The organism is Arthrobacter sp. NPDC056727 (assembly GCF_042790555.1).
GTDB lineage: Bacteria > Actinomycetota > Actinomycetes > Actinomycetales > Micrococcaceae > Arthrobacter.
In genome coordinates, this window is the sequence record NZ_JBHTZA010000032.1 from 25,084 (window position 1) to 47,114 (window position 22,031).

21 protein-coding genes and 1 pseudogene are annotated in these 22,031 nt (G+C 67.3%); 11 read left to right on the forward strand and 11 right to left on the reverse strand.

All coding sequences use genetic code 11. From position 1 onward, the window contains the following. Window positions 1-65 precede the first annotated feature (65 nt). Genes ACFRAH_RS22055 through ACFRAH_RS22070 form a run of 4 tightly spaced genes read left to right on the forward strand, consistent with a single transcriptional unit; the run spans window position 66 to window position 4,276 of the window. Window positions 66-1,019 (forward strand): aldose 1-epimerase family protein, encoded by a 954-nt coding sequence (locus ACFRAH_RS22055; RefSeq protein WP_377993039.1) that lies wholly within the window; start codon window positions 66-68, stop codon window positions 1,017-1,019. 51 nt (window positions 1,020-1,070) lie between these two features. After that, complete coding sequence (locus ACFRAH_RS22060; RefSeq protein WP_377993040.1) at window positions 1,071-2,420, forward strand: AI-2E family transporter; 1,350 nt, start codon at window positions 1,071-1,073, stop codon at window positions 2,418-2,420. Between the two features lie 3 nt (window positions 2,421-2,423). Beyond that, on the forward strand, window positions 2,424-3,662 hold the full coding sequence (gene ilvA / locus ACFRAH_RS22065; protein ID WP_377993041.1) for a threonine ammonia-lyase: 1,239 nt from the start codon (window positions 2,424-2,426) through the stop codon (window positions 3,660-3,662). Between the two features lie 8 nt (window positions 3,663-3,670). Further along, window positions 3,671-4,276, forward strand: coding sequence for a rhomboid family intramembrane serine protease (locus tag ACFRAH_RS22070; RefSeq protein ID WP_377993042.1), 606 nt, complete (start codon window positions 3,671-3,673; stop codon window positions 4,274-4,276). A 114-nt stretch (window positions 4,277-4,390) separates the two neighbouring features. Here the strand turns inward: ACFRAH_RS22070 and greA are convergent, their stop codons facing one another. Together greA and ACFRAH_RS22080 are read right to left on the reverse strand one after the other, a co-directional pair. Beyond that, on the reverse strand, window positions 4,391-4,885 hold the full coding sequence (gene greA, locus ACFRAH_RS22075; RefSeq protein ID WP_377993043.1) for a transcription elongation factor GreA: 495 nt from the start codon (window positions 4,883-4,885) through the stop codon (window positions 4,391-4,393). Between the two features lie 206 nt (window positions 4,886-5,091). Then, window positions 5,092-5,556, reverse strand: a complete 465-nt coding sequence (locus ACFRAH_RS22080; RefSeq protein ID WP_377993044.1) for a DUF4307 domain-containing protein — start codon at window positions 5,554-5,556, stop codon at window positions 5,092-5,094. A gap of 84 nt (window positions 5,557-5,640) precedes the next feature. On the opposite strand from ACFRAH_RS22080, the gene mca reads away from it, so the two are divergent. From mca to ACFRAH_RS22095, 3 genes and pseudogenes are all read left to right on the forward strand, one after another. Continuing rightward, a complete protein-coding gene (gene mca, locus ACFRAH_RS22085; protein ID WP_377993045.1) occupies window positions 5,641-6,546 on the forward strand; it encodes a mycothiol conjugate amidase Mca in 906 nt (301 codons plus the stop codon). Window positions 6,547-6,701: 155 nt separating this feature from the next. After that, entirely contained in the window at window positions 6,702-6,980 is a 279-nt protein-coding gene (locus ACFRAH_RS22090) for a hypothetical protein (protein ID WP_003798018.1), read from the forward strand. Next, a pseudogene (locus ACFRAH_RS22095) lies at window positions 6,958-9,050 on the forward strand (thioredoxin domain-containing protein). The gene ACFRAH_RS22090 and the pseudogene ACFRAH_RS22095 overlap by 23 nt, the downstream one beginning before the upstream one ends. Here the strand turns inward: ACFRAH_RS22095 and ACFRAH_RS22100 are convergent. Continuing rightward, complete coding sequence (locus tag ACFRAH_RS22100) at window positions 9,031-9,672, reverse strand: hemolysin III family protein (RefSeq protein WP_377993059.1); 642 nt, start codon at window positions 9,670-9,672, stop codon at window positions 9,031-9,033. The pseudogene ACFRAH_RS22095 and the gene ACFRAH_RS22100 overlap by 20 nt on opposite strands. A gap of 264 nt (window positions 9,673-9,936) precedes the next feature. Here ACFRAH_RS22100 and ACFRAH_RS22105 point away from each other — a divergent pair, with 264 nt between their 5' ends. Further along, window positions 9,937-10,698, forward strand: a complete 762-nt coding sequence (locus tag ACFRAH_RS22105) for an isoprenyl transferase (protein ID WP_377993060.1) — start codon at window positions 9,937-9,939, stop codon at window positions 10,696-10,698. Between the two features lie 283 nt (window positions 10,699-10,981). Then, entirely contained in the window at window positions 10,982-12,418 is a 1,437-nt protein-coding gene (locus tag ACFRAH_RS22110) for a PhoH family protein (RefSeq protein ID WP_377993046.1), read from the forward strand. Window positions 12,419-12,458: 40 nt separating this feature from the next. On the opposite strand, the gene ACFRAH_RS22115 is transcribed toward ACFRAH_RS22110, so the two are convergent. The 3 genes from ACFRAH_RS22115 to ACFRAH_RS22125 form a co-directional block, all read right to left on the reverse strand. Further along, on the reverse strand, window positions 12,459-13,115 hold the full coding sequence (locus ACFRAH_RS22115) for a GNAT family N-acetyltransferase (protein WP_377993047.1): 657 nt from the start codon (window positions 13,113-13,115) through the stop codon (window positions 12,459-12,461). A 49-nt stretch (window positions 13,116-13,164) separates the two neighbouring features. Continuing rightward, window positions 13,165-13,719: a hypothetical protein gene (locus tag ACFRAH_RS22120; RefSeq protein WP_377993048.1), complete on the reverse strand. Its 555-nt coding sequence runs from the start codon at window positions 13,717-13,719 to the stop codon at window positions 13,165-13,167. Between the two features lie 125 nt (window positions 13,720-13,844). Next, a complete protein-coding gene (locus ACFRAH_RS22125; protein ID WP_377993049.1) occupies window positions 13,845-14,627 on the reverse strand; it encodes a hypothetical protein in 783 nt (260 codons plus the stop codon). Between the two features lie 58 nt (window positions 14,628-14,685). Here ACFRAH_RS22125 and ACFRAH_RS22130 point away from each other — a divergent pair, with 58 nt between their 5' ends. Further along, a complete protein-coding gene (locus ACFRAH_RS22130) occupies window positions 14,686-15,237 on the forward strand; it encodes a prepilin peptidase (RefSeq protein ID WP_377993050.1) in 552 nt (183 codons plus the stop codon). A 60-nt stretch (window positions 15,238-15,297) separates the two neighbouring features. Here the strand turns inward: ACFRAH_RS22130 and ACFRAH_RS22135 are convergent, their stop codons facing one another. The 5 genes from ACFRAH_RS22135 to ACFRAH_RS22155 form a co-directional block, all read right to left on the reverse strand. Next, window positions 15,298-17,013, reverse strand: a complete 1,716-nt coding sequence (locus tag ACFRAH_RS22135; protein ID WP_377993051.1) for an MDR family MFS transporter — start codon at window positions 17,011-17,013, stop codon at window positions 15,298-15,300. Continuing rightward, entirely contained in the window at window positions 17,010-17,678 is a 669-nt protein-coding gene (locus tag ACFRAH_RS22140) for a TetR family transcriptional regulator (protein ID WP_377993052.1), read from the reverse strand. The genes ACFRAH_RS22135 and ACFRAH_RS22140 overlap by 4 nt, the downstream gene beginning before the upstream one ends. A 236-nt stretch (window positions 17,679-17,914) precedes the next feature. Next, window positions 17,915-19,342, reverse strand: a complete 1,428-nt coding sequence (locus ACFRAH_RS22145; RefSeq protein ID WP_377993053.1) for a class II fumarate hydratase — start codon at window positions 19,340-19,342, stop codon at window positions 17,915-17,917. Window positions 19,343-19,429: 87 nt separating this feature from the next. Beyond that, a complete protein-coding gene (locus tag ACFRAH_RS22150) occupies window positions 19,430-20,044 on the reverse strand; it encodes a carbonic anhydrase (RefSeq protein WP_377993054.1) in 615 nt (204 codons plus the stop codon). A gap of 9 nt (window positions 20,045-20,053) precedes the next feature. Continuing rightward, window positions 20,054-20,722 carry a DUF4245 domain-containing protein gene (locus tag ACFRAH_RS22155; protein WP_377993055.1) on the reverse strand — a complete coding sequence of 223 codons (669 nt, stop codon included), beginning with the start codon at window positions 20,720-20,722 and terminating at the stop codon, window positions 20,054-20,056. Between the two features lie 205 nt (window positions 20,723-20,927). Here ACFRAH_RS22155 and glpX point away from each other — a divergent pair, with 205 nt between their 5' ends. Next, the gene (glpX, locus tag ACFRAH_RS22160) at window positions 20,928-21,965 is read left to right on the forward strand and encodes a class II fructose-bisphosphatase (RefSeq protein WP_331574111.1); all 1,038 of its coding nucleotides are present in this window, start codon (window positions 20,928-20,930) and stop codon (window positions 21,963-21,965) included. The last annotated feature ends 66 nt before the right edge of the window (window positions 21,966-22,031 follow it).

Sequence of the window (22,031 nt, forward strand, 5' to 3'; positions counted from 1 at the left end):
AACAAATACTTTCTAACAAAAGATAACAAGATCCCGAGGGGCGGCGTGCGTTGTACGGTAGGTCCATGACTTCCGGCGCCACATCCGAAACCAGCGAATCCCTCCAGTCCCAGCGGCGGTACGCCACGGGCAGGCAGTACGAGCTCAGGCGGGGCGACGCGCTCGCCGTGGTCACCGAGCTGGCCGCCGGGCTGCGGTGGTACAGCCGGGGAGAGGTGCAGCTGACCGAGTCCTACGGGGATTCCGACATTCCGCCCGGCGCGACGGGCATCACCCTGGCGCCGTGGGCCAACCGCGTGGAGGACGGGGTATGGCACCTGAACGGCAAGAAACAGCAGCTGGACATTACCGAGGTGTCCAAGAACAACGCCAGCCACGGGCTCCTGCGCAACGCGTCATACTCGCTGGTCGCCGAATCCGAGTTTGCGGTGACCCTGGAGGCCCCGGTGTTCCCCCAGCACGGCTACCCGTTCCTGGTGCGGCACCGCGTGGAGTACTCCCTGGCCGAAGACCTGGGCCTGGAGGTGCGGCAAACGCTGATTAACGATTCCGACGCCGAGGCGCCGTTCGTGCTGGGGGCGCACCCCTATCTCCGGATCGGCGATGTTCCCTCCGAGGAGCTCACCCTGACTGTGAACGCTGCAACGCGGCTGGTGGCGGATGAGCGGCTTATTCCGCGCAGCGCCGAACCCGTTTCGGCAGACAGTGACCTGCGGGGTGGCAAGACTGTGGGGGACCTGGATCTCGACGCCGCCCTGACGGATCTGGCGTTCGACGGCGGGACCGCCCGCCACACGCTGACCGCGCCGGACGGCCGCAGCGTCAGCCTCTGGCAGGACGGGACCTGCCCGTTCGTCCACGTGTTCGTCAGCCGCACCTACCCCGGCCGGCCGGCAGCCGTGGCACTGGAACCGATGACAGGCCCGGCCAATGCCTTCAACTCCGGGGACAGCCTCCGCTGGCTGGCCCCCGGGGACTCGTTCACCATCACCTGGGGCATCCGCGCTGACCTGGGGTAGGACGGGCGAGCCTTGTTTCCCATAGCCGGGCGGCTAGGGAAGTATTGGGCTATGACGCCAGCAAAGGACGCCACACCAGACGACGCAGCCAACACGACAAGCGCGGCCCGGCCGTTCGGGCGCGGCCCGTTCGAGCGCCTCGAACCGCGGCGCATCCGGACCGACCGTGACTTGGAGCAGGACATTCCCTATGGGGTGCGCATTGCGGCGGCATGGTCCTGGCGGTTGGGCCTGATCCTCCTGGTGATCGGGGCGCTGGTCTGGCTGCTGGCCAAGGTCAGCTTCCTCATCATTCCCGTCATGGTGGCGGCCCTGCTGGCCGGCCTGCTGAGCCCCGTGGTGCGGTGGCTGCGGACGTCGCACATCCCGCAGGGACTGGCCGTCGCCATCACGGTCCTTGGCTTCATCGGCCTCATCGCAGGTTCCCTGGCCCTGGTCGGCCGGCAACTGGCCCTCGGCTTCCAGGAGCTGTGGGGTGAGGCGCTGACCGGCGTCCAGCAGGTGCAGGACTGGCTGGCCGAGGGCCCGCTGCACCTGACGGCCACCCAGATCGACCAGTACATCCAGGAGGCCACGGCCGCGCTGCAGAACAACAGCAGCAGCATTCTCAGCGGCGCCCTGTCCTTCGGGAGCACCGCCGGCCACTTTGCGGCGGGACTGGTCCTGGCGCTGTTCATCCTCATCTTCTTCCTCCTGGAGGGCAGCCGCATCTGGGGGTTCCTGGTCCGGCTCCTGCCGCGGCAGGCGCGGATCCCCGCCGACGGCGCCGGCCGGCGCGGGTGGACCTCCATGGTCAGCTATGCCCGGATCCAGCTGTTCGTGGCCTTCGTGGATGCCGTGGGCATCGGCGTCGGTGCGGCCATCATCGGTGTCCCGCTGGCCCTGCCGCTGGGCGTGCTGGTGTTCATCGGCTCCTTCATCCCCGTGGTCGGTGCGCTCGTGACGGGCGTTATCGCCGTACTCCTGGCCCTGGTGGCCAACGGCCCGATCAACGCCCTGATCATGCTGGGCATCGTGCTGCTGGTGCAGCAGCTGGAAAGCCACATCCTGCAGCCGCTGGTCATGGGCAAGGCCGTTGCCCTGCACCCGGTGGCCGTGATCCTCTCCGTTGCCGCCGGTTCCTACCTCGCGGGCATCCCCGGGGCACTGTTCTCGGTCCCCATCCTGGCCGTAGCAAATTCGGCGATTCGGTATATTGCTGCCAGAACGTGGGAACATGAACTTGTGCCGGCTGCCGCGGGTACCGCAGACCTGGCCGCTGCCGACGAGGACAACACGTTCAAGAATGTCCGGCTGCCGGGCCCGCATTCCGGCCACGGCAACCCCGCCGGCACTGCACACGGCGCCCCGGACGGCAAGGCCGCCCCGGGTGCCGAGGCCGAATCACCCAAAGGAGAATAGTTCGTGAACACCCCCGAAAGCCTTCCCGTCACGCTGGACGATGTCCTTGAGGCGCAGAAGCTGCTGGACGGGATTATTGCGCGGACCCCGGTGGAGTCCTCCCGGGCCCTGGGTGCCATGGTGGGCGGCGAGGTCTACTTCAAGTGCGAGAACCTGCAGCGCGCCGGTTCCTTCAAGGTGCGCGGCGCCTACGTGCGCATGGCACGCCTCTCCGAATCTGAAAAAAGGCGCGGCGTGGTGGCCGCTTCCGCAGGCAACCACGCGCAGGGCGTGGCCGTCGCCGCCAAGAGCCTGGGCATCAAGGCCCGGATTTACATGCCGCTCGGCGTGGCTCTGCCCAAGCTCGCCGCCACCCGCAGCCACGGCGCCGAGGTGGTCCTGCACGGGCACAACGTGGATGAGGCTTTGGCCGAGGCCCAGCGGTATGCCGACGACACCGGAGCCGTCTTCGTCCACCCCTTCGACAACGTGGACGTGGTGGCCGGCCAGGGCACCCTGGGCCTGGAGATCCTCGAGCAGGTGCCCAACGTCGACACCATCCTGATGGGCGTCGGCGGCGGAGGCCTGCTGGCCGGCGTCGCTGTGGCCGTCAAGGCCCGCGCCAAGGAACTCGGCCGCGAAATCCGCATCATCGGCGTGCAGGCGGAGAACGCGGCCGCGTACCCGCCCTCGCTGGCGGCGGACGCCCTGGTGCCGCTCAAGAGGGTTTCCACCATGGCCGACGGCATCGCCGTGGGCCGGCCCGGGCAACTGCCGTTCAGCATCATCCGCGAACTGGTGGACGATGTGGTCACGGTCAGCGAAGACTCCCTGGCGCGCGCCCTGATCTTCCTGCTGGAACGCGCCAAGATGGTGGTGGAGCCCGCCGGTGCGGTGGGCGTGGCGGCCCTCATGGACGGCAAGATCGAGAACCCCGGAACAACCGCCGTCGTGCTGTCCGGCGGCAACATCGACCCCATGCTGATGCTCAAGGTGATCCAGCGCGGCCTGTCCGCCGCCGGCCGCTACATGACCGTGCGCATGATGCTTGATGACCGCCCGGGCTCGCTGGCCACCATCGCCCGCATCATCGCCGAGAACGACGCCAATGTCACCGGCCTCGACCACACCCGCGTGGGCGGCTCCATCAGCATGGGCGACGTGTCCATCACGGTGAACCTGGAGACCAAGGGCCACGAGCACGGCGAACAGGTCCTCGGTGCCCTGCGTGCCGAGGGCTTCCAACCGATCGTGGTGCACTAGGAGCGGCCATGCTGGACAGGCCGGGGGAGGCGCCCGCCACCAGGCAAACGGCGGCCGCCCGTGCCAAGGCCGGACTGCTGGTGGTGGGATCGTTCGTGGCGCTCCTGTTCGCCATCGAGCTGCTCAACACCGTGCTGCTGCACTCGCTGAACGGCGTCTTCGGGCTCAGGCCCAGAAGCGCCGACGGCATCCTGGACGTGTTCACGTTCCCGCTGCTGCACGCCAACCTCAACCACGTGCTGTCCAATGCGCTGCCGCTGATCATCTTCGGGTTCCTGGTGTTCCTGTCCGGGATCCGGGTCTTCCTCACGGCGGTCGCCTGCAGCTGGCTGGGCTCCGGCCTGGCCGTCTGGCTGTTCGGCGCCGGCGGAGTCACGGTGGGCTCCTCCGGCCTGGTCTTTGGCCTGTTCGCGTTCCTCCTGGTGCGCGGTTTCTTCAACCGCAGCTGGTGGCAGATTCTCCTCTCCGTGGTGCTGTTCCTGGCCTACGGCAGCATCCTTTTCGGGATCATTCCGAACGTGGCCGGCTACGTGTCCTGGCAGGCCCATCTGGGCGGCGCCGCCGGCGGCGTCCTGGCCGGCGTGGTGCTGCGGGTACGGGCCACCCGGCGCTGAACGCTGTTGCCCGTCCCAAGCAGAACTAAGGCGATTTAAAGCACGACGCCGGCCGTCCCCGGAAAGGGGGAGGCCGGCGTCGTGCGTTTGCTGCGACCGCGGACGGAGGCTGTGTTAGCCCGAGTAAGGCTTGGCGGAAATAATCTCCACCGAGATGTCCTTGCCGTTGGGGGCGGTGTAGCTGAGCTTGTCGCCCTCCTTGTGGCCCATGATGGCGGAACCGAGGGGGGACTTATCGCTGAAGACGTCCAGGTCGGAGTCGCCCGCGATTTCGCGGGAGCCGAGCAGGAAGGTCTCCTCGTCGCCGGCGATGCGGGCGACGACGATCATGCCGGGCTCAACGATTCCGTCATCGGCAGGTGCCTCGCCGACGTGGGCGTCGCGGAGCAGGACGGTCAGCTGGCGGATGCGGGCCTCGATCTTGCCCTGCTCTTCCTTCGCAGCGTGGTAACCGCCGTTCTCCTTGAGGTCTCCCTCCTGACGGGCAGCGTCGATCTTCTGGACGATTTCCGCACGGCCGGGGCCGGAAAGGTGGTCCAGCTCTGCCTTCAGGCGATCAAAAGCTTCCTGGGTAAGCCAAGCTGCGGGCGCACTGTTAGTGGTAGACACGGACTTCTCCTCTAGTGGGTGTACAGGCGGTCATACAAACAAAGACCCCGCCACGGTGGCCACCTGTGGAACTCAGCAACCATCTCAGCGGGGTAAAGGTATTGATCCATTGTAGTCAATCCTGTGGAGTAAACCCAATAACCAAGCGGCGTGGGTCACACGGCTTCTTCCGCTGCCCGTTTCCCGGCTGCCCTGTGGGCGGGCGATCAGGCCGCGGGCTTAGGGATCCAGCAGTTGTCCACGACGCCCGAGACGGCCTGCGATTCGGTGCGCAGGACAACCCGCTGGGCGACGGTGCGCCCGCCGTCGGTGCTCTGGCCCTGCGCCTCATCGACAGGCGGAATGTCGACCACCTTCCAGCCGACCACCGCGAACTTGGAATCGAGCGCCTTGATGGCGCACTTGACCGCGGTGCCGGGTTCCCTGGTCACCTGGAAGTCCACCTCGGCCTGGGTGGCATCGGTGGTCCGGTAGCCGATGTCCTTGAACGTCACCGACGCCGTGGCATTGGACGTGGAAACCCAGGCCAGAAAGCCCATCCCGACTGCCAGCGCCGCAATTATGGCCCAGCGCCTGGCTTTTCCGGACAGTCTGCGCTTTGGACGGCCATAGCGATTGGCTAGGCTAATGTCTGCAGGCTGGGCAGTGGCCGACTTGTCCTCGGTAGTCACCCTTCCAGTTTAGTGGCGATCAACCCGGGAAAAATCCGGCGCCAGCATTGCAGTCCGTCCCAGGAGAAAGAGGAGCAGTCCCAGATGACAGCGTCCCCCAGCCAGTCGTCCAAGCTTCGCCTGCTGGCAGTCCACGCCCACCCGGATGACGAATCCAGCAAGGGCGCAGCCACCATGGCGATGTACGCCGCGGCCGGTGTGGACGTGATGGTCGCGACCTGCACGGACGGTTCGCGCGGTGACATCCAGAACCCCGCCATGGAGTCCGCGCCGCATCCGAAGCGGGACATGGCAGGCGCCCGCCGCCTGGAAATGAACGAGGCCGCCCGGATCCTTGGCATCCGGCAGCGCTGGCTGGGTTTCGTGGATTCGGGGCTGCCTGAGGGCGATCCGCTCCCGCCGCTGCCGGCCGGCTGCTTCGCACTGCAGCCGCTGGAACGCGCCGCGGCCCCGCTCGTGAGGCTGATCCGGGACTTCAAGCCGCACGTCATGGTCAGCTATGACGAAAACGGCGGCTATCCGCACCCGGACCACATCATGGCGCACCGGGTTGCGGCCGAAGCCTTCGACGCCGCGGGGGACCCCGCCAGGTATCCGGGCACCGGGGAAGCCTGGGAGCCCAGCAAGCTCTACTACGACCGCGCGTTCAGCCCGGAACGCTTCCGTGCCCTGCACTTTGCGCTGGAGGAGGCCGGGCTCCAGTCGCCCTACGCCCAGCGCCTTGCTGCCTGGCTCGAGGCCGACGCCGAAGGGCACACGCCGCCGCTGCCCACCCACGAAACCACCACCCAGGTGGACTGCGGCGCCTTCTTCGAGACCCGTGACGACGCGCTCAGGGCCCACCGGACCCAGGTGGACCCGCTGGGCTTCTTCTTCGCTGTCACGGCGGAGATGCAGGCGCGCGTCTGGCCCTGGGAGGACTACACGCTGATCCGCTCGAACGTGGCCCCGGAGCTGCCGGAAAAGGACCTCTTCGCGGGGCTAAGATAGAGACAAGAGACATTTTCTATCCCGTGTAGAAAATGCTCATTGGAAGACCCCGCGTACAAGACCGTGTGGCGGCCGAAGCGGCCGCGCGCGTACCAGCGGGCCGGACGCCAGCCCAGACGGCCGACGGCGGCCCCAGCCTTGAGAAGGTTTGAACAGTGCACCATTTGCTCATTGCCCTGGCATCGTCCCCGGCACCCTCGCCGTCGCTGCGCCCCGGGCTGTCCCAGGATCAGGTCACGCCCGGACTCCTGGGCTTCCTGCTGACCGCCTTCATCGTGGTGCTCACCGCGCTGCTGATCGTGGACATGGTGCGCCGCATCCGCCGCGTCCGGTACCGTGCGCAGGTTGAGGAAGAACGCCAGGCCGCCGCCGAGGCGGCGGACATCGCCCGCGACGACGCCGCCAACGGCAATGCAGGCCGCACCGACACCTGATCCCGCATCAGGGCAGCCCGGGCCGGGGGAGCGCAACGCCCTCGGCACCGAGCCTTCTGCCTACCTGCGCCAGCACGCCGGCAACCCGGTGCACTGGCAGCCCTTCGGGGACGCCGCCTTTGCGGCCGCTGAGTCCCGGGACGTCCCGGTGTTCCTGTCCATCGGCTACGCCGCCTGCCACTGGTGCCACGTCATGGCCCGCGAGTCCTTCGAAGACCAGGGCACTGCTGAGTACCTGAACAGCCATTTCGTGGCGGTCAAGGTGGACCGCGAGGAACGTCCGGACGTTGACGCGGTCTACATGGCCGCCACGCAGGCCATCAGCGGTGAGGGCGGCTGGCCCATGTCCGTCTTCCTGACCCCCGCGGGCCTGGCCTTCCACGCGGGCACCTACTTCCCGCCGCGGCCCATGCCCGGACGTCCGTCCTTCCGCCAGGTCCTCCAGGCCGTGTACGAGGCCTGGACCGAACGCCGCGATGCTGTTGAGGACAACGCCCGCTCGCTGGCACAGAACATGGGCCAGGTGCAGCTCGCGGCCGCCGTGGACGTCTCCCGTCCCCCGGAACCGCCCGACGCCGGCCTGCTGGCTGCCGCGGTCCGTTCCCTGGCAGAGTCCGAAGACCCCGACGACGGCGGGTCCGGTACCGCCCCCAAGTTCCCGCCGTCGGCCGTTCTGGAGTTCCTGGTCCGGCACGCGGCGGTTCCCTCCGATACCGCCGAAGAGGCCCGGGAGATGGCCGGGCGCACCCTCGCGGCCATGGCCCGCTCGGCTCTCTTCGACCAGCTCGACGGCGGCTTCGCCCGGTATTCGGTGACGCGCGACTGGTCCGTTCCGCACTTCGAAAAGATGCTGTACGACAACGCCCAGCTGCTGCGGACCTACGTCCACTGGATCAGGCTCGGCGGGACAGCTGGCCTGCCGGCGGCGGAGGCTGCGGATGTGACGGCGCGGACCGCCGACTGGATGCTCTCCGCGCTGGGGCTGCCGGACAGTGGACTGGCAGACGGTGGACTGGCAGACGGTGGACTGGCGTCCTCGCTGGATGCGGACTCTGTGGTGGACGGGGAGCACCGCGAGGGGGCCAGCTACCTCTGGACTGCAGGCGGTCTTGAGCTGGTGCTCGGTGCGGAGGATGCCGCGGCCGTCGCCTGGATGATGAATATCGGCACCCGCGGCACCGTCTCGGAGCTCGGCTCGCCGCTGCACCCGGGCCGGGCCCTGGATGGCGACGAGGCACGGCTCTGGCGGGAGGTCAGGCCACGCCTTCAGGAAGCCAGGGCACGGCGGCCGCAGCCCGCGCGGGACGAGAAGGTGGTGGCCGGCTGGAACGGACTCGCCGTGGCAGGGCTCGCCGAAGCCGGTGCCATCCTGGACCGGCCGGACCTGGTGACGGCCGCGGGGGGATCGGCGGACTGCTGGAGGACTACGCATTCTGCGCGGACGGCTTCCTGGCGCTGTGTTCGGCCACGGGTGCCCAGCGCTGGTACGCGCTCGCCGAGGCGCTGATCCAGGCCGCCTGCGCCCGTTTCATCGACGGCGGAAGTCTCGCCGACTCGGCCGGGGAATCTGAACAGGTGGTCAGCGCCCAGGGCGGAACGCCCGGCCTGGAACCCTTTGACAACGCCACGCCCAGCGGTGCGGCCGCCTTCGCCGGCGTCCTGCTGAGCTACGCTGCCCTCTCCGGCTCCGCCGAACACCGCGCCATGTCCGGGAACATCCTTTCCCTGGTGCCCCCGCTCGCAACGCGGGCCCCGCGGGTGGCGGGCTGGCTGCTGGCCACAGCGCAGGCCGCGCTGGCCGGGCCGGTGGAGGCCGCCGTCGTCGGGCCTGCCGGTCCCGGACGGGACGCGCTGCACCGCGCGCTGCTGCTGTCCCCGAGCCCGGGACTGGTGGTGGCGGCAGGAGAAGCGGACGACGGCGGAAAGCCGGCCCAGGTGCCGCTGCTGCGGCACCGGCCCGCCGGACCCGGCGGCGCACCCCTGGTGTACGTGTGCCGCGGCATGGTCTGCGACCGGCCCGTGGCCACCGCCGGGGAGGCGCTCGAAGGCGTCAGCTCAGCACGGCAATGAGGATGGCTGCGAAGTGCGCGGCGAAGGCCAGCACCGTGAACGCGTGGAACAGTTCGTGGAAGCCGAAGTGCTGGTAGCTGAAGTTCGGCTTCTTGAGCGCGTAGAACACGGCCCCGGCGATGTAGAGTGCGCCGCCGACGCAGATGAGCAGCGCCGCCGGGATGCTCGCCGCGAAAAACGCGGGAAGGTAGAACAGCGACCCGCAGCCGAGGCCGACGTAGATGGGCACGTACAGCCAGCGCGGCGCGTCGGTCCACAGCAGGCGGAACAACACGCCCAGGACCGCCGCGGACCAGATCAGCCAGAGCAGGATCTGCGCCGTCGGCCTGTCCAGGAGGCTCCACGCGAGCGGCGTGTAGCTGCCGGCGATCACCAGCATGATGTTCGTGTGGTCCAGCCGTTTGAGGACCCGCTTGACGCCGGGGGACCAGTTGCCGCGGTGGTACACCGCGCTGACGCCGAACAGCAGGACGCCGGTGAGGGCGTAGATGGCGGACGTGATCTTCCGGTCCGCCGTCGGGGCCAGGACTACCAGGACAACCCCCGCAGCCAGGGCGAACGGCGCGGTGACGGTGTGGATCCAACCCCGCCATTTGGGCTTGATGGTCAGCAGTTCCGCGATGCGTGCCGCGGCGTCGTCGACGGCGGTGGGCTCTGACCCTGTTGGGTCCGGGGCGCCCGTGCCGCCGTCCGGGGCATTGCTCCTCATGCCCTCAAGAATAACCTACGGTTCAGTAAGTTACCCACAAGTAACGTATCGTTGGCGCGGTGAGGGGAGCTTCGTCGTCGGTCCGCGGTGCGGCCGCCTGCACGCGGCCGCCGCCTCCGGGCGGTAGCCTAGGACTTGCACAAAAGTCGTACAGCAGGAAGTCAGGTGAATCTCCGGATGGAATGGCCCGGGTTCCTCTATGGCTTCTATGAGCGCAAACTACTGCGCTCCCTGGAACCCGAACGGATCCCACGGCACATCGGCGTCATGGTGGACGGCAACCGGCGCTGGGCCCGGCAGTTCAATGCCCCCACCAGCCAGGGCCACCAGGCCGGCGCGGACAAGATCCACGAGTTCCTCGGCTGGTGCCAGGAGCTGGGCGTCCGGGTGGTCACGCTGTACATGCTCTCCACGGACAACATGAGCCGCTCCGGCGAGGAGCTCGATCTCCTCATGGGCATCATCGCCAATACCCTGGACCGGCTGGACGAGGATGCCGACATTTCGGTGCACGCCATGGGCGCCCCGGAACTGCTCCCTGACTACCTGGCGGAGCGCCTGACCAAGCTCACGGCCCGCACGCCGGTGCGCGAGAAACTGCACGTGAACGTGGCCGTCGGCTACGGCGGCCGGCGCGAGATCGTGGATGCGGTGCGCGAACTGCTGCACGACGCCGTGGCGCACAATGCCGACATCAGCGAACTTGCCGACTCACTGAGCGTGGAGGACATCTCGCGCTTTCTCTACACCCGCGGGCAGCCTGACCCGGACCTGGTAATCCGGACCTCCGGAGAGCAGCGGCTCTCAGGCTTCCTGATGTGGCAAAGCGCCTACAGCGAGTTCTACTTCTGCGAGGCGCTCTGGCCCGCATTCCGGAAGGTGGATTTCCTCCGCGCCTTGCGCGACTATGCGGGCAGGCAGCGGCGCTTCGGCTCCTAGCCCTGTGCGGCGTCTGTTGGCCTCTCTGCGGGCCTCTCTGCGGGCCTCCTCCGTTCACGCCGAATTCACACGCCGGCAACAGGAATCGCCGGCCGAAGACGTTGGAAATTAGTTCGGGGCGATTTACGTTAAACCCATCAGCAGGCAAACCGCCGGCTGATCGGGGAGGCCAGTACATGGAGCGATTTATCGCACCGGCTGTATGGGAGGCCGGATCCGGCCTCGTGGCCGAACCGCCTCACCAATAACAATTCCGGGCATGTGCCCCGGGGCTGGAGTCGATGTGGCTATTTCTGAACAACTGCCCGACGTCATCACGGACAAGGGTGAGAAGGCTACCTCTCGCGCCATGCGAGCCAATTCAAAGACCGGTGCGGACATGAAAGACGCCGCAGCCGGTCTTGCTGTTTCCGGCCCAAAGACTGAAACCCAGCCGTCAGTCTCCACTTTCGTTATCGACACCTCCGTGTTGCTTTCCGACCCCCGCGCCCTGCTGCGGTTCGCGGAGCACGAAGTCATTGTGCCGATCGTGGTGATCACCGAACTTGAAGGAAAGCGGCACGACCCTGAACTGGGCTACTTCGCACGGAAGGCGCTCCGGCTCCTCGACGACCTTCGCATCCAGCACGGCGGGCTGAACCGGCCCATTCCGCTGGGCGACGCGGGCGGCACGCTCATGATCGAGATGAACCACATCTCGGCCGAAGTCCTGCCGGCCGGATTCCGTGGCGGGGACAACGACAGCCGCATCCTCGCCGTCGCCAAGAACCTCTCCAACGAGGGGCGCAACGTCACCGTGGTGTCCAAGGACCTCCCGATGCGGGTCAAGGCCTCGGCCATGGGCCTGCTGGCCGACGAATACCGCAACGAGCTCGTGAAGGACTCCGGGTGGACGGGGGTAGCCGAGATCGACGCCAGCGACGAGGAAATCTCCACGCTTTACGGCCACGAACCGGTCTTCATTCCGGCTGCTGCAGAGATGCCCGTCAATACCGGCCTGGTGGTGCTCTCCAGCCGCGGATCGGCACTGGGCCGTGTGGGTGCTGACAAGCAGGTCCGCCTGGTCAAGGGGGACCGCGACATCTTCGGCCTCCACGGGCGCTCCGCGGAACAGCGGCTCGCCATCGACCTGCTGATGGACCCCGCCGTGGGCATCGTCTCCATGGGCGGACGCGCGGGCACCGGGAAGTCAGCCCTTGCCCTGTGTGCCGGCCTGGAAGCGGTGCTGGAGCGCCGGGAGCACCGCAAGGTGATCGTCTTCCGCCCGCTCTTCGCTGTGGGCGGCCAGGAGCTCGGCTACCTGCCGGGCTCGGAGGCGGAAAAGATGAACCCCTGGGCGCAGGCGGTTTTCGACACCCTGGGTGCTCTCGTGAGCCAGGAAGTCGTGGAGGAGGTCATGGACCGCGGCATGCTGGAAGTCATGCCGCTGACCCACATCCGCGGACGCTCCCTGCACGACGCCTTCGTGATCGTGGACGAGGCCCAGTCGCTCGAAAAGAACGTCCTGCTGACCGTCATGAGCCGGATCGGGCAGAATTCGAAGATCGTCCTCACCCACGACGTCGCCCAGCGCGACAACCTCCGGGTGGGACGGCACGACGGCATCGCAGCCGTCGTCGAAACGCTCAAGGGCCACCCGCTCTTCGGCCACATTACGCTCACCCGCTCCGAACGCTCGCCCATCGCGGCGCTCGTCACGGACCTCCTCGAAGGGGCGTAGACCGAGGAAAAGCCGCTGGTTGAGCTTGCCGAAACCGAGCTCAACCGGCGGCGATCCCCAGGAGGAACTTCGCCGCCGGTTCGTGGCCTTCCACCTTCAGTTGCCAGTCTGGGCGGCTGAGTCCTTCCGGGGTGAGGCGGACCCGTTGGACTGTTTCCGGCTTGCCGGCCCAGGACATGCGGGTTACGCCGTTCAGTTCGTAGCCCAGCGACCTGGAGACGCCCAGGGATGCCGTGTTCCAGTCGGCCGCTTCGGATTCGCAGGCTTCGGCGCCGAGCCAGTCGAAGGCGTAAAGCGCGACGGCGGCCCTCATCTCCTTGCCGAAGCCGCGGCCCTGTGCGCTTTTCCGCAGCCATGATCCGGTGGTGACCGTCCGGAGAAGCGAAAAGTCCCGCGCCGAGAGGTCCTGGCAGCCAAGGAACGTGCTCTCGTGCCAGATGCCGAGCGTCAGCGTCCAGGAATCCGGTGTGGACGCGGCGCGGCACTGCCAGTACCAGCGGGCCATGTTTGGGCCGAGCTCGTCGGCGGGCACCGCGGTCCACGGCGTGCCGAACGGGTTGCGGCCCTGGTCGTGGATGCCGCTGGCCGCAGCTTCGACGGCATGGGGAATGTGGTCGTCGCGCACTGGCCGAAGGGTGAGCCGGGGAGTGGTCAGGGTGAGGGTGAACGGGGGCCACACGGAGGTCAGCTCGGTCATTCCGGAAGCCTAACTGATCCGCGAGGAACGCCCTTGTGGGCTGCCGCCGTCAGCTGGTGTGGTGCGACAGTCCGAGGGACAGCCGGGTATTGCCGGGTCCCTCCAGCACCAGGGCGACCGCCTTGTTGGGAAGCTCGAAGACCATGGTGGCGTCGGCTGATTCCCCTCGCCGCAGCTGCGTCTTCCCGGGCGACGTCCACAGCGGGCGAATGCTGTTGGCACCCAGCCCCGTCACCGTGAACTGCGACGTGTCCAGGCCGATGCCGTCTCCTTCCAGCGCGGTGAACTGCACCAGGATGCGCACCCGGTGGGTCCCTGCAGACGCGCCTTCGTCCAGCACCTGAACGCGTTCCGGCGGAAGCCAGCCGTCCTTTTCCAGCGGGATGATGCCGTTGACCCTCGCCGTGCCGCCGGGAATCACCGCGCTGGCGCCCAGCGGTGTACTGGCCTCCGGCTTGGCGGTGAGGAAGAGGTATCCCAGCACGAGTCCCATGGCACACAACAGCGAGAGCGGGATCAGCAGCAGCTTCCGGCGGCGCCGGGTACCGGTCCCGCCGGTGCCCGCGGTGCCAGGAGTCGAGATGTCTGGGGCCATGGTTGACATGGCACGAGTTTGAAGCGGCCAGGTTGGAAAAACCCTGTATGGCACCCCGCATTCCGGGCGGCCAGCCAGGGCAGGCGCTGTCAGGCAGGCGCTGTCAGTCAGGCGCTGTCAGGCGGGGCGGCCCGTCACGCGGGGTTGGGCCGCAGCGGCCACTGGATGTGCTCCCGCACATCCGTAAGGTTCATTGGCTCGGCGACGAAGAGATCATCCAGCATGTACTCGTCCACCGCCAGGATCCGGATTCGGTGCCCGGGAAGCCGCCCCTCGCCCTCGAGCGGTTCGGCGGCCACGCACACGCCGGTGCCTGCATCGATGCGGATCCTGGTCCGGCCCGGTCCGCAGAGGGGCGCTGCCGGATCCAGCGGACGGTATCCGGGGTTGGGCGACGCCACGGTTTCCAGCGCCGGACGGCCCTCGTGCGTCACCGCCTGAACGGGCTCCAGGATCTCCACGGCGTTGGCGTTGGGAAACTCCAGCGGCACCGGGGTATTGCCTGCCAGCTCCACCGGATCCAGCGCAGCGGCGAAGCGGCCATTTCCGAACGCGGGTTCACCGTAGGCGGCCTCCGGGCGGCGCCGGACCAGCCCGCCGTCGTCGTAAACCGGGGTGACCAGATGCGCAGGAAGAAGCCACGACTTCCGGGTTGCACTGATGTACAGGCCGTCACGGGAATCGTTGATGCCCGTGGTGCTGCCGAGCAGCGTGCCGTCGGCGGACTCCAGGCGGAGCGCACCGGGCCGGCGCAGCCAGGCTCGGACCACATCGCTGCCCGGTGTCTCGGTGTATTCGAAGCGCAGGGACTGCCATTTCCACGGAGACGAGCGGCACAGGTTGCGAAAAGAGGCAGCCGAGGTGGGCGGAGCACCGCCGCCGTGTTCCTGCCGGTGTTTGGCGTCCCAGGTCCCCATATCCACAGTTTACGCGCGGCCCTCAGCGCCGGGCCGGGCAATCCAGTAGCATCCGAGGGTGATCCAACGACTGGGGGAACTCTGGGAAGCCGCACCCGCCGCGTTCTGGCTGGTGCTTGCCTCGTGCGCCTACTTTGCCGTGATGGCCGTGCGGCTCACGGTGATCGACGTCCGCCACCACCTTTTGCCGAACCGGATCGTCTTCCCCTCCTATGCTGTGGCCGGCGTGCTGCTGCTGGGGGCGGTGCTGACCCTCGCCGTCGGGGATCCGTCGGGAGTGCCCGACGGCGGGGCCCGCCTTTTCGGCGTGCCGGCGCTGCGGATTCTGGCCGGGGGAGCGGTGCTGTGGCTGTTCTACTTTCTGCTGCGGCTGGTGTACCCGCCCGGCATGGGGTTCGGCGACGTGAAACTCGCCGGCGTCCTCGGCCTGTATCTGGGTTACCTCGGCTGGACGCACGTCTTTGCCGGGACGTTCGCCGCGTTCCTCCTCGGCGGGCTGTGGAGCATCGGCGTGCTGGCGCTGCGGCGCGGGACGCTCAAGTCGGCCATTCCGTTCGGGCCGTTCATGCTGGCAGGAGCGGCCGCGGCGATGGTGCTGCTGCCGGCTTAAGCCCTACCCTCATAGCGCGAACGTACACTTGCGGCCCCGCAGCAGCAGCCCGGCGGGAGGTCAGCGGCGCTGGCCGGCGAGCTCGCCGTCGTCGTCCTTCACACCGTCCGCCGTACGCACCGCCGATTCGAGCACTGCCGTTTCGAGCACTGCCGGTTCCTCCATTTCAAGCCCGCGCAGGGCGGCCTCGAGCCGCTCGGCCTCCTCGCCGCCCACCGCCTCGCCGCGCGCCACCATGCCGGCGGTGTCCGAGAGCGGGATCTGCTTCAGGGTGATGGCCAGGACCAGGGCAACGGCGATGAAGGGGACGAGGTACCAGAACACCGGCGCGAGGGAGTCGGCGTAGGCGTTGACGATCGCATCCCGGAGCTGCGCGGGAAGCTGGCCGAGGGTCTGCGGGTCCAGTGTTTTGGTGGACTGGGAGGCCTGGTCGGCCGAGGCACCTGCTCCGGTGAAGGCGCCGGTCAGGGACTCCGCAAGCCGGTTGGTGAAGATGGAGCCAAACACCGCCACGCCCAGGGCGGCCCCCACTTCGCGGAAGTAGTTGTTGGTGCTGGTGGCGGTGCCGATCTGGTCCGCCGGAACGGAATTCTGCACCACCAGGACGATGACCTGCATGATCAGGCCGAGGCCGGACCCGAAGAGGAACAGCTGGACGCAGATGACCCAGATGGGCGTTTGGGCGGACAGCGTGGTGAACCACAGCATGGCGGCGATGGTCAGGCTGGCGCCGAGAATCGGGAACATCTTGTACTTGCCGGTCTTGGAAATCCGGATGCCGGAGTAGATGGACGTTCCCATCAGGCCGGCCATCATCGGGAGCATGAGCAGCCCGGACTCGGCGGCGGAGGTTCCCGATGACATCTGCAGGAACGTGGGCACGAAGGCGATGGCGGCGAACATGCCCAGGCCCAGGGTGAAGCCGATGGCGGTGGAGTTCACGAAGATCCGGTTCCGGAACAGGCTCAGCGGAATGATGGGGTCCTCGGCGCGGCGCTCAACCAGGACGAAGGCAGCGGCGGCAAGAACCAGTCCGGCACCGAAGGCCCAGGTGACAGGCGAATCCCAGCCCTCGTCCTTCTTGCCGCCAAAGTCCGTGAAGAAGATCAGGCAGGTGGTGGCGACGGAGAGGAACAGGACGCCCAGGATGTCGATCCGCTTCCCGGCCTTCTTGTTGGGCAGCGTGAGGGTGAACCAGGCGATGGTGAAGGCGGCGATGCCGATGGGGATGTTGATGTAGAAAGCCCACTCCCAGGTGAGGTGGTCGACGAAGAACCCGCCCAGCAGTGGGCCGGCCACAGCCGAGAGGCCAAAGATGGCGCCCAGCGGACCCATGTACTTGCCGCGCTCCTTGGCGGGAACGATGTCCGCGATGATGGCCTGCGAGAGGATCATCAGGCCGCCGCCGCCCAGGCCCTGGACGGCACGGAAGATGACGAAGCCCCAAAAGTCCGTGGCGAAGGCACAGCCCACGGAGGCAAGCGTGAACAGCGCGATGGCCACCAGGAAGAGGTTCCGGCGGCCCAGGATGTCGCCGAATTTGCCGTAGACCGGCATGACGATGGTGGTGGCGAGGAGGTACGCGGTGGTGATCCAGGCCTGGTGCTCAACACCGCCGAGCTTGCCGACGATGGTGGGCATGGCCGTGGAGACGATGGTCTGGTCGAGGCTGGACAGCAGCATGCCGGCGATCAGCGCGGAGAAGATGATCCAGATGCGTTTCTGGGTCAGCAGCAGCGGTGCGGCTGCGGGTTTGGAACTGACGGCGGTGCTCATGGCTGTCCTTCTGCGGGGGTGTTGGTGGGCCGGGAATAAGGCTGGGAGAGCAGGAACCTGGCGGCTTCGAAATTTTCGAGCAGCAGGTCGCGGTATGTGCGGGTGTTGCCTTCGGAGAAGTAGGCGAGGCTGGTGTGCCGGCCGATGTTGCCCATGACCACCACGGCCATCCGCACCACGGGGTGGCTGGCCGGAACGCCTTCGCGTCTGGCAAGGAGCTCGGCGAAGTGGGCTTCCCGCTCCTCGGTCGCGCCGATGATCTTGAGCATCAGCTGCGGCTCCTTCTTGATGACGCCGATCAGCTGGCGTGTCTCTTCCTCTGAGCTGCTCATCCGCTCGGACATGCTCAGCGAGAGCTGCAGGAGGTCCTGGAGCAGGCTGGCGGAGATCCCACCCGCCGGGGACCCTTGCCCGCCCCGCAGGAACTCATCGAAGACGTCCGCGGGCAGTTCGTCGTCCACGTGGCCCAGGATGGCGTCTTCCTTGGTGGGGAAGTAGTTGAAGAAGGTCCGCCGGGAGATTCCTGCCTGTTCGCAGACATCCTCAACGGTGTAGCCGTTGAGCCCGCGCTCGGAGGTCAGGGAACGGGCGACGGCGGTAATCGCCGCCCGCGTCGCGGCCCGCTTGCGCTCGCGCAGGCCGCCAGTAGTTGCACTCTCATTCACAGAGTAAAGTTTTGCACTCTACTCTCCAGAGTGCAACTTTGGAGTTCTGGTGGTCGGGCTCTTCGGGTGGGCCTTTTGGAGTTTTTGTACAGATATCACGACCTGGAGGGCCGCCAAGTCGCGATATCTGGACAAAAACTCCAAAAAGGAACGACGACGGCCGCCCGCCTTCGCTGGGAAGGTGGGCGGCCGCCGTCGTACTTAAGAGGTGCCTCCGCAGGGGAGGCGGTGGGGAATTAGGCCTTGTGGGCCGGGGTCGTCATGGTGGTGACGTCCAGTGCCTTGTCGAGGTCTGCTTCGGAAACCTTGCCTTCGCCCTCGCCGACGAAGCCCAGCTTCTCGGTGGCCTGGCGGACCGTGAGGCCCTCGGCAACAGCGGTCTTGGCGATCTTGGCGGCGTTCTCGTACCCGATGTACTTGTTCAGCGGCGTGACGATGGACGGCGAAGCCTCGGCGAGGAAGCGGGCGCGCTCGACGTTGGCGGTGATGCCGTCGATCATCTTGTCGGCCATGACGCGGCTGGTGTTGGCCAGCAGGCGGACGGACTCGAGCAGGTTCGCGGCCATCACCGGGATGCCGACGTTCAGTTCGAAGGCGCCGTTGGTGCCGGACCAGGCGATGGCGGTGTCGTTGCCGATGACCTGGGCGCAGACCATGATGGAGGCCTCGCAGATGACGGGGTTGACCTTGCCCGGCATGATGGAGGAGCCCGGCTGCAGGTCCGGGATGGCGATTTCGCCGAGTCCGGTGTTGGGGCCGGAGCCCATCCAGCGCAGGTCATTGTTGATCTTCATGAAGGAGATGGCAATGTTGCGCAGCTGGCTGGATGCTTCGATGAGGCCGTCGCGGTTGGCCTGTGCCTCGAAGTGGTCGCGGGCTTCGGTCAGCGGCAGGCCGGTGTCCGTGGCGAGCAGTTCGATGACGCGCTCCGGGAAGCCGGCCGGGGTGTTGATGCCCGTGCCGACGGCGGTGCCGCCGAGGGGAACTTCGGCCACGCGGGGGAGTGCGGCGTTGATGCGCTCGATGCCGTAGCGGACCTGCGCGGCGTAGCCGCCGAATTCCTGGCCCAGGGTGACCGGGGTGGCGTCCATGAGGTGCGTGCGGCCGGATTTGACGACGTCCTTGAACTCAGCGGCCTTGCGCTCCAGCGATTCGGCGAGGTAGCCGAGGGCCGGGATGAGGTCGTTTATCAGCGCCGAGGTGGCGGCAACGTGGACGGAGGTGGGGAACACGTCGTTGGAGGACTGCGAGGCGTTGACGTGGTCGTTGGGGTGGACCACCTTGTCGCTGCCGGCGGCCTTCAGGGCGCGTGAAGCCAGCTCAGCGAGGACCTCGTTGGTGTTCATGTTCGAGGACGTGCCGGAGCCGGTCTGGAAAACGTCGATGGGGAAATCGCCGTCGTACTTGCCCGTGGCCACCTCATCGGCAGCATCCGCGATCGCCTTGGCCAGCTCGCCGTCGAGCACACCCAGTTCAGCGTTGGCCTGGGCAGCGGCCTTCTTGACCCGTGCCAGTGCTTCAATGTGGGCACGTTCCAGGGTTTTTCCGGAGATCGGGAAGTTCTCGACTGCACGTTGCGTCTGCGCGCGGTACAGGGCGTTCACGGGGACGCGGACTTCGCCCATCGTGTCATGTTCAATGCGGAACTCTTCAGTGGAAGTCATGGGGCTAGCTTAGGACGCCCGGGCGCCGCACCGAAAACCGTGAACGGCTTGCGAACGGTGGCCCGCCCGGGCGTCCTCAGGCTGCTTTTAGAGCTCGCCGATTCCGGAAACCAAGTCCGCACGGCCGTCTGCGAGGCTGTACGAGAGTCCGATGACCGCTGTCCGGCCGGACTCGATTGCGTCCGAAATCACACGCGAGCTGTCCACCAGGCGCTGGGAGGTCTGCTTGACGTGCTCCACCACCATGTCGTTGACCTCGGTCTGCTCGTTCCGCAGGGACGTGAGGACGGACGGCGTGATCCGCTCCACGAGGTCGCGGATGAAGCCCGCCGGCATCTGGCCGGTTTCGACGGCCGACTTCGTGGCGGTGACCGCACCGCAGCTGTCGTGGCCGAGCACCACGATCAGCGGGACGCCCAGCACGCCGACGCTGTATTCGAGCGAGCCGAGGACGGCATCGTCGATGACCTGGCCCGCGGTGCGGACGACGAAGACGTCTCCGAGTCCGACGTCGAAAATGATCTCGGCGGCGAGCCGGGAGTCGGAGCAGCCGAAGATCACCGCGAACGGGTGCTGGGTCTCCACGAGCGATGAACGCCGCGAGGCGTCCTGGTTGGGGTGCGAGGATTCACCGGTGACGAATCGTTCGTTGCCTTCGCGCAGACGGCGCCAGGCCAGGGCAGGGGTCAGGTAAGTGGTCACCGCCCCACCTTACGGTGCGGGGCTCGCCGTGGGGGAAACAATGACAGCAGGGTTACTTTCCAGGGATTTGACGACGGCGGCGGCCACGACCGCGAACTCCTCCAGGTTGGCGTCTCCCGCCAGCACCACGGTGGTGCCGCGGTAGGCGAGCACCATGCTCTTCTCGCCCTTGCCCGTGTCGTGGAGTTCCCACTCCTTGCCCCCGGCGTTGCGGGTGCCGGTGACAGGTGCGTTCTTGGTCTGCTGCAGGAGCCACGTGGGGTTGGCCTTGCTGGTCTGGGTCAGGCCGATGAATTTTTCCTTCGGGGTCACGTAGCCGACCTCCCAGGCCGCGACCCCCGTGCCCGCAGCCGCCGTCCAGCGGGCGTAATTCGGATGGAATGTGTCGCCCGGCGCGGGGGCTACCGGTGTGAATCCCGCCACACCCCTAGCGTTGCCGGCTACGGCGCTGACGTCGATGTCCGGACGGTAGCCGTCCGATTTCGGGGAGGGGTTCATCAGGACGATGGGCAGGAACGCCGCGATGCTCACCACGAGGGCGATGATCATTCCGATCACCGAGGCGTTGGCCCGCTTCGCCGCTGCGGCGGCGATTACGGGCTTGACGGGCTGGCTGGCCGGCGCGGGGGAGGGGGCGGGAGCCTGCACGCGGCTCGAGGGGGCGGACTGGTCCTGCATATCACTCACCCTTCTATAGTCGCCCATGGGCGGTCCGAACTCACATTCGAAGCCGGCGGCGGTGAGGCCCGGCGTCCGTTACAAGGCGTGGTCATCCGCCGCCCGAGGGGCTGCTCCACGACTATGATCAGTTACAGAGGAATCACCGCGATGGTCGACTCAGGCCCCGCGGGTTCAATGATCGCCACTCGAAGAAGAGGTTCACGTGTCACCAGCGTCCATTACCCAGAAGTACTCAACGCTTTCCCCGTCGCTCGCCGTCGGAACCGACGAGCCGGACCGCAACCTCGCCCTTGAACTCGTCCGCGTCACCGAGGCCGCTGCAATCGCCGGCGGCCACTGGGTTGGCTTCGGCGACAAGAACAAGGCCGACGGCGCCGCCGTCGACGCCATGCGTTCCTTCCTTCACACCGTCCACTTCAACGGCGTCGTGGTCATCGGTGAAGGCGAAAAGGACGAAGCCCCGATGCTGTTCAACGGCGAACAGGTGGGTGACGGCACCGGCCCCGAGTGCGACGTCGCCGTCGACCCCATCGACGGAACCCGCCTGACCGCCCTCGGCATCAACAACGCCCTGGCCGTCCTGGCCGTCGCCGAGCGCGGCTCCATGTTTGACCCGTCCGCCGTGTTCTACATGGAGAAGCTGGTCACCGGTCCCGAAGCCGCCGACATGGTGGACCTGCGCCTGCCCGTCAAGCAGAACCTGCACCTGATCGCCAAGGCCAAGGGCGTCAAGGTCAACCAGCTCAACGTCATGATCCTTGACCGCGACCGCCACCGCCCGCTGGTCGAGGAGATCCGCGAAGCCGGTGCGCGCACCAAGTTCATCATGGACGGCGACGTCGCGGGTGCCATCGCGGCTGCCCGCTCCGGCACCGGTGTGGACGCCCTCATGGGCATCGGCGGAACCCCGGAAGGCATCGTTGCCGCCTGTGCGATCAAGTCCCTCGGCGGCGTGATCCAGGGCCGGCTGTGGCCCACCAGCGACGACGAGAAGCAGAAGGCGATCGACGCCGGCCACGACCTTGAGCGGGTCCTGTCCACCAACGACCTCGTCACCAGCGACAACTGCTACTTCGCCGCCACCGGCATCACCGACGGCGACCTGCTCCGCGGCGTCCGCTACAACAAGGAGAAGGTCCTGACGCAGTCGATCGTCATGCGCTCCAAGTCCGGCACCATCCGCTTCGTGGACGGCGAGCACCAGGCCAGCAAGTGGGAAGGCTACGCCCGCAAGAGCTAGCCTCCCTCTCGCATAGCGCGAACGTACAGTTGTGGCCCCGATTCCCACCGGATTCGGGGCCACAAC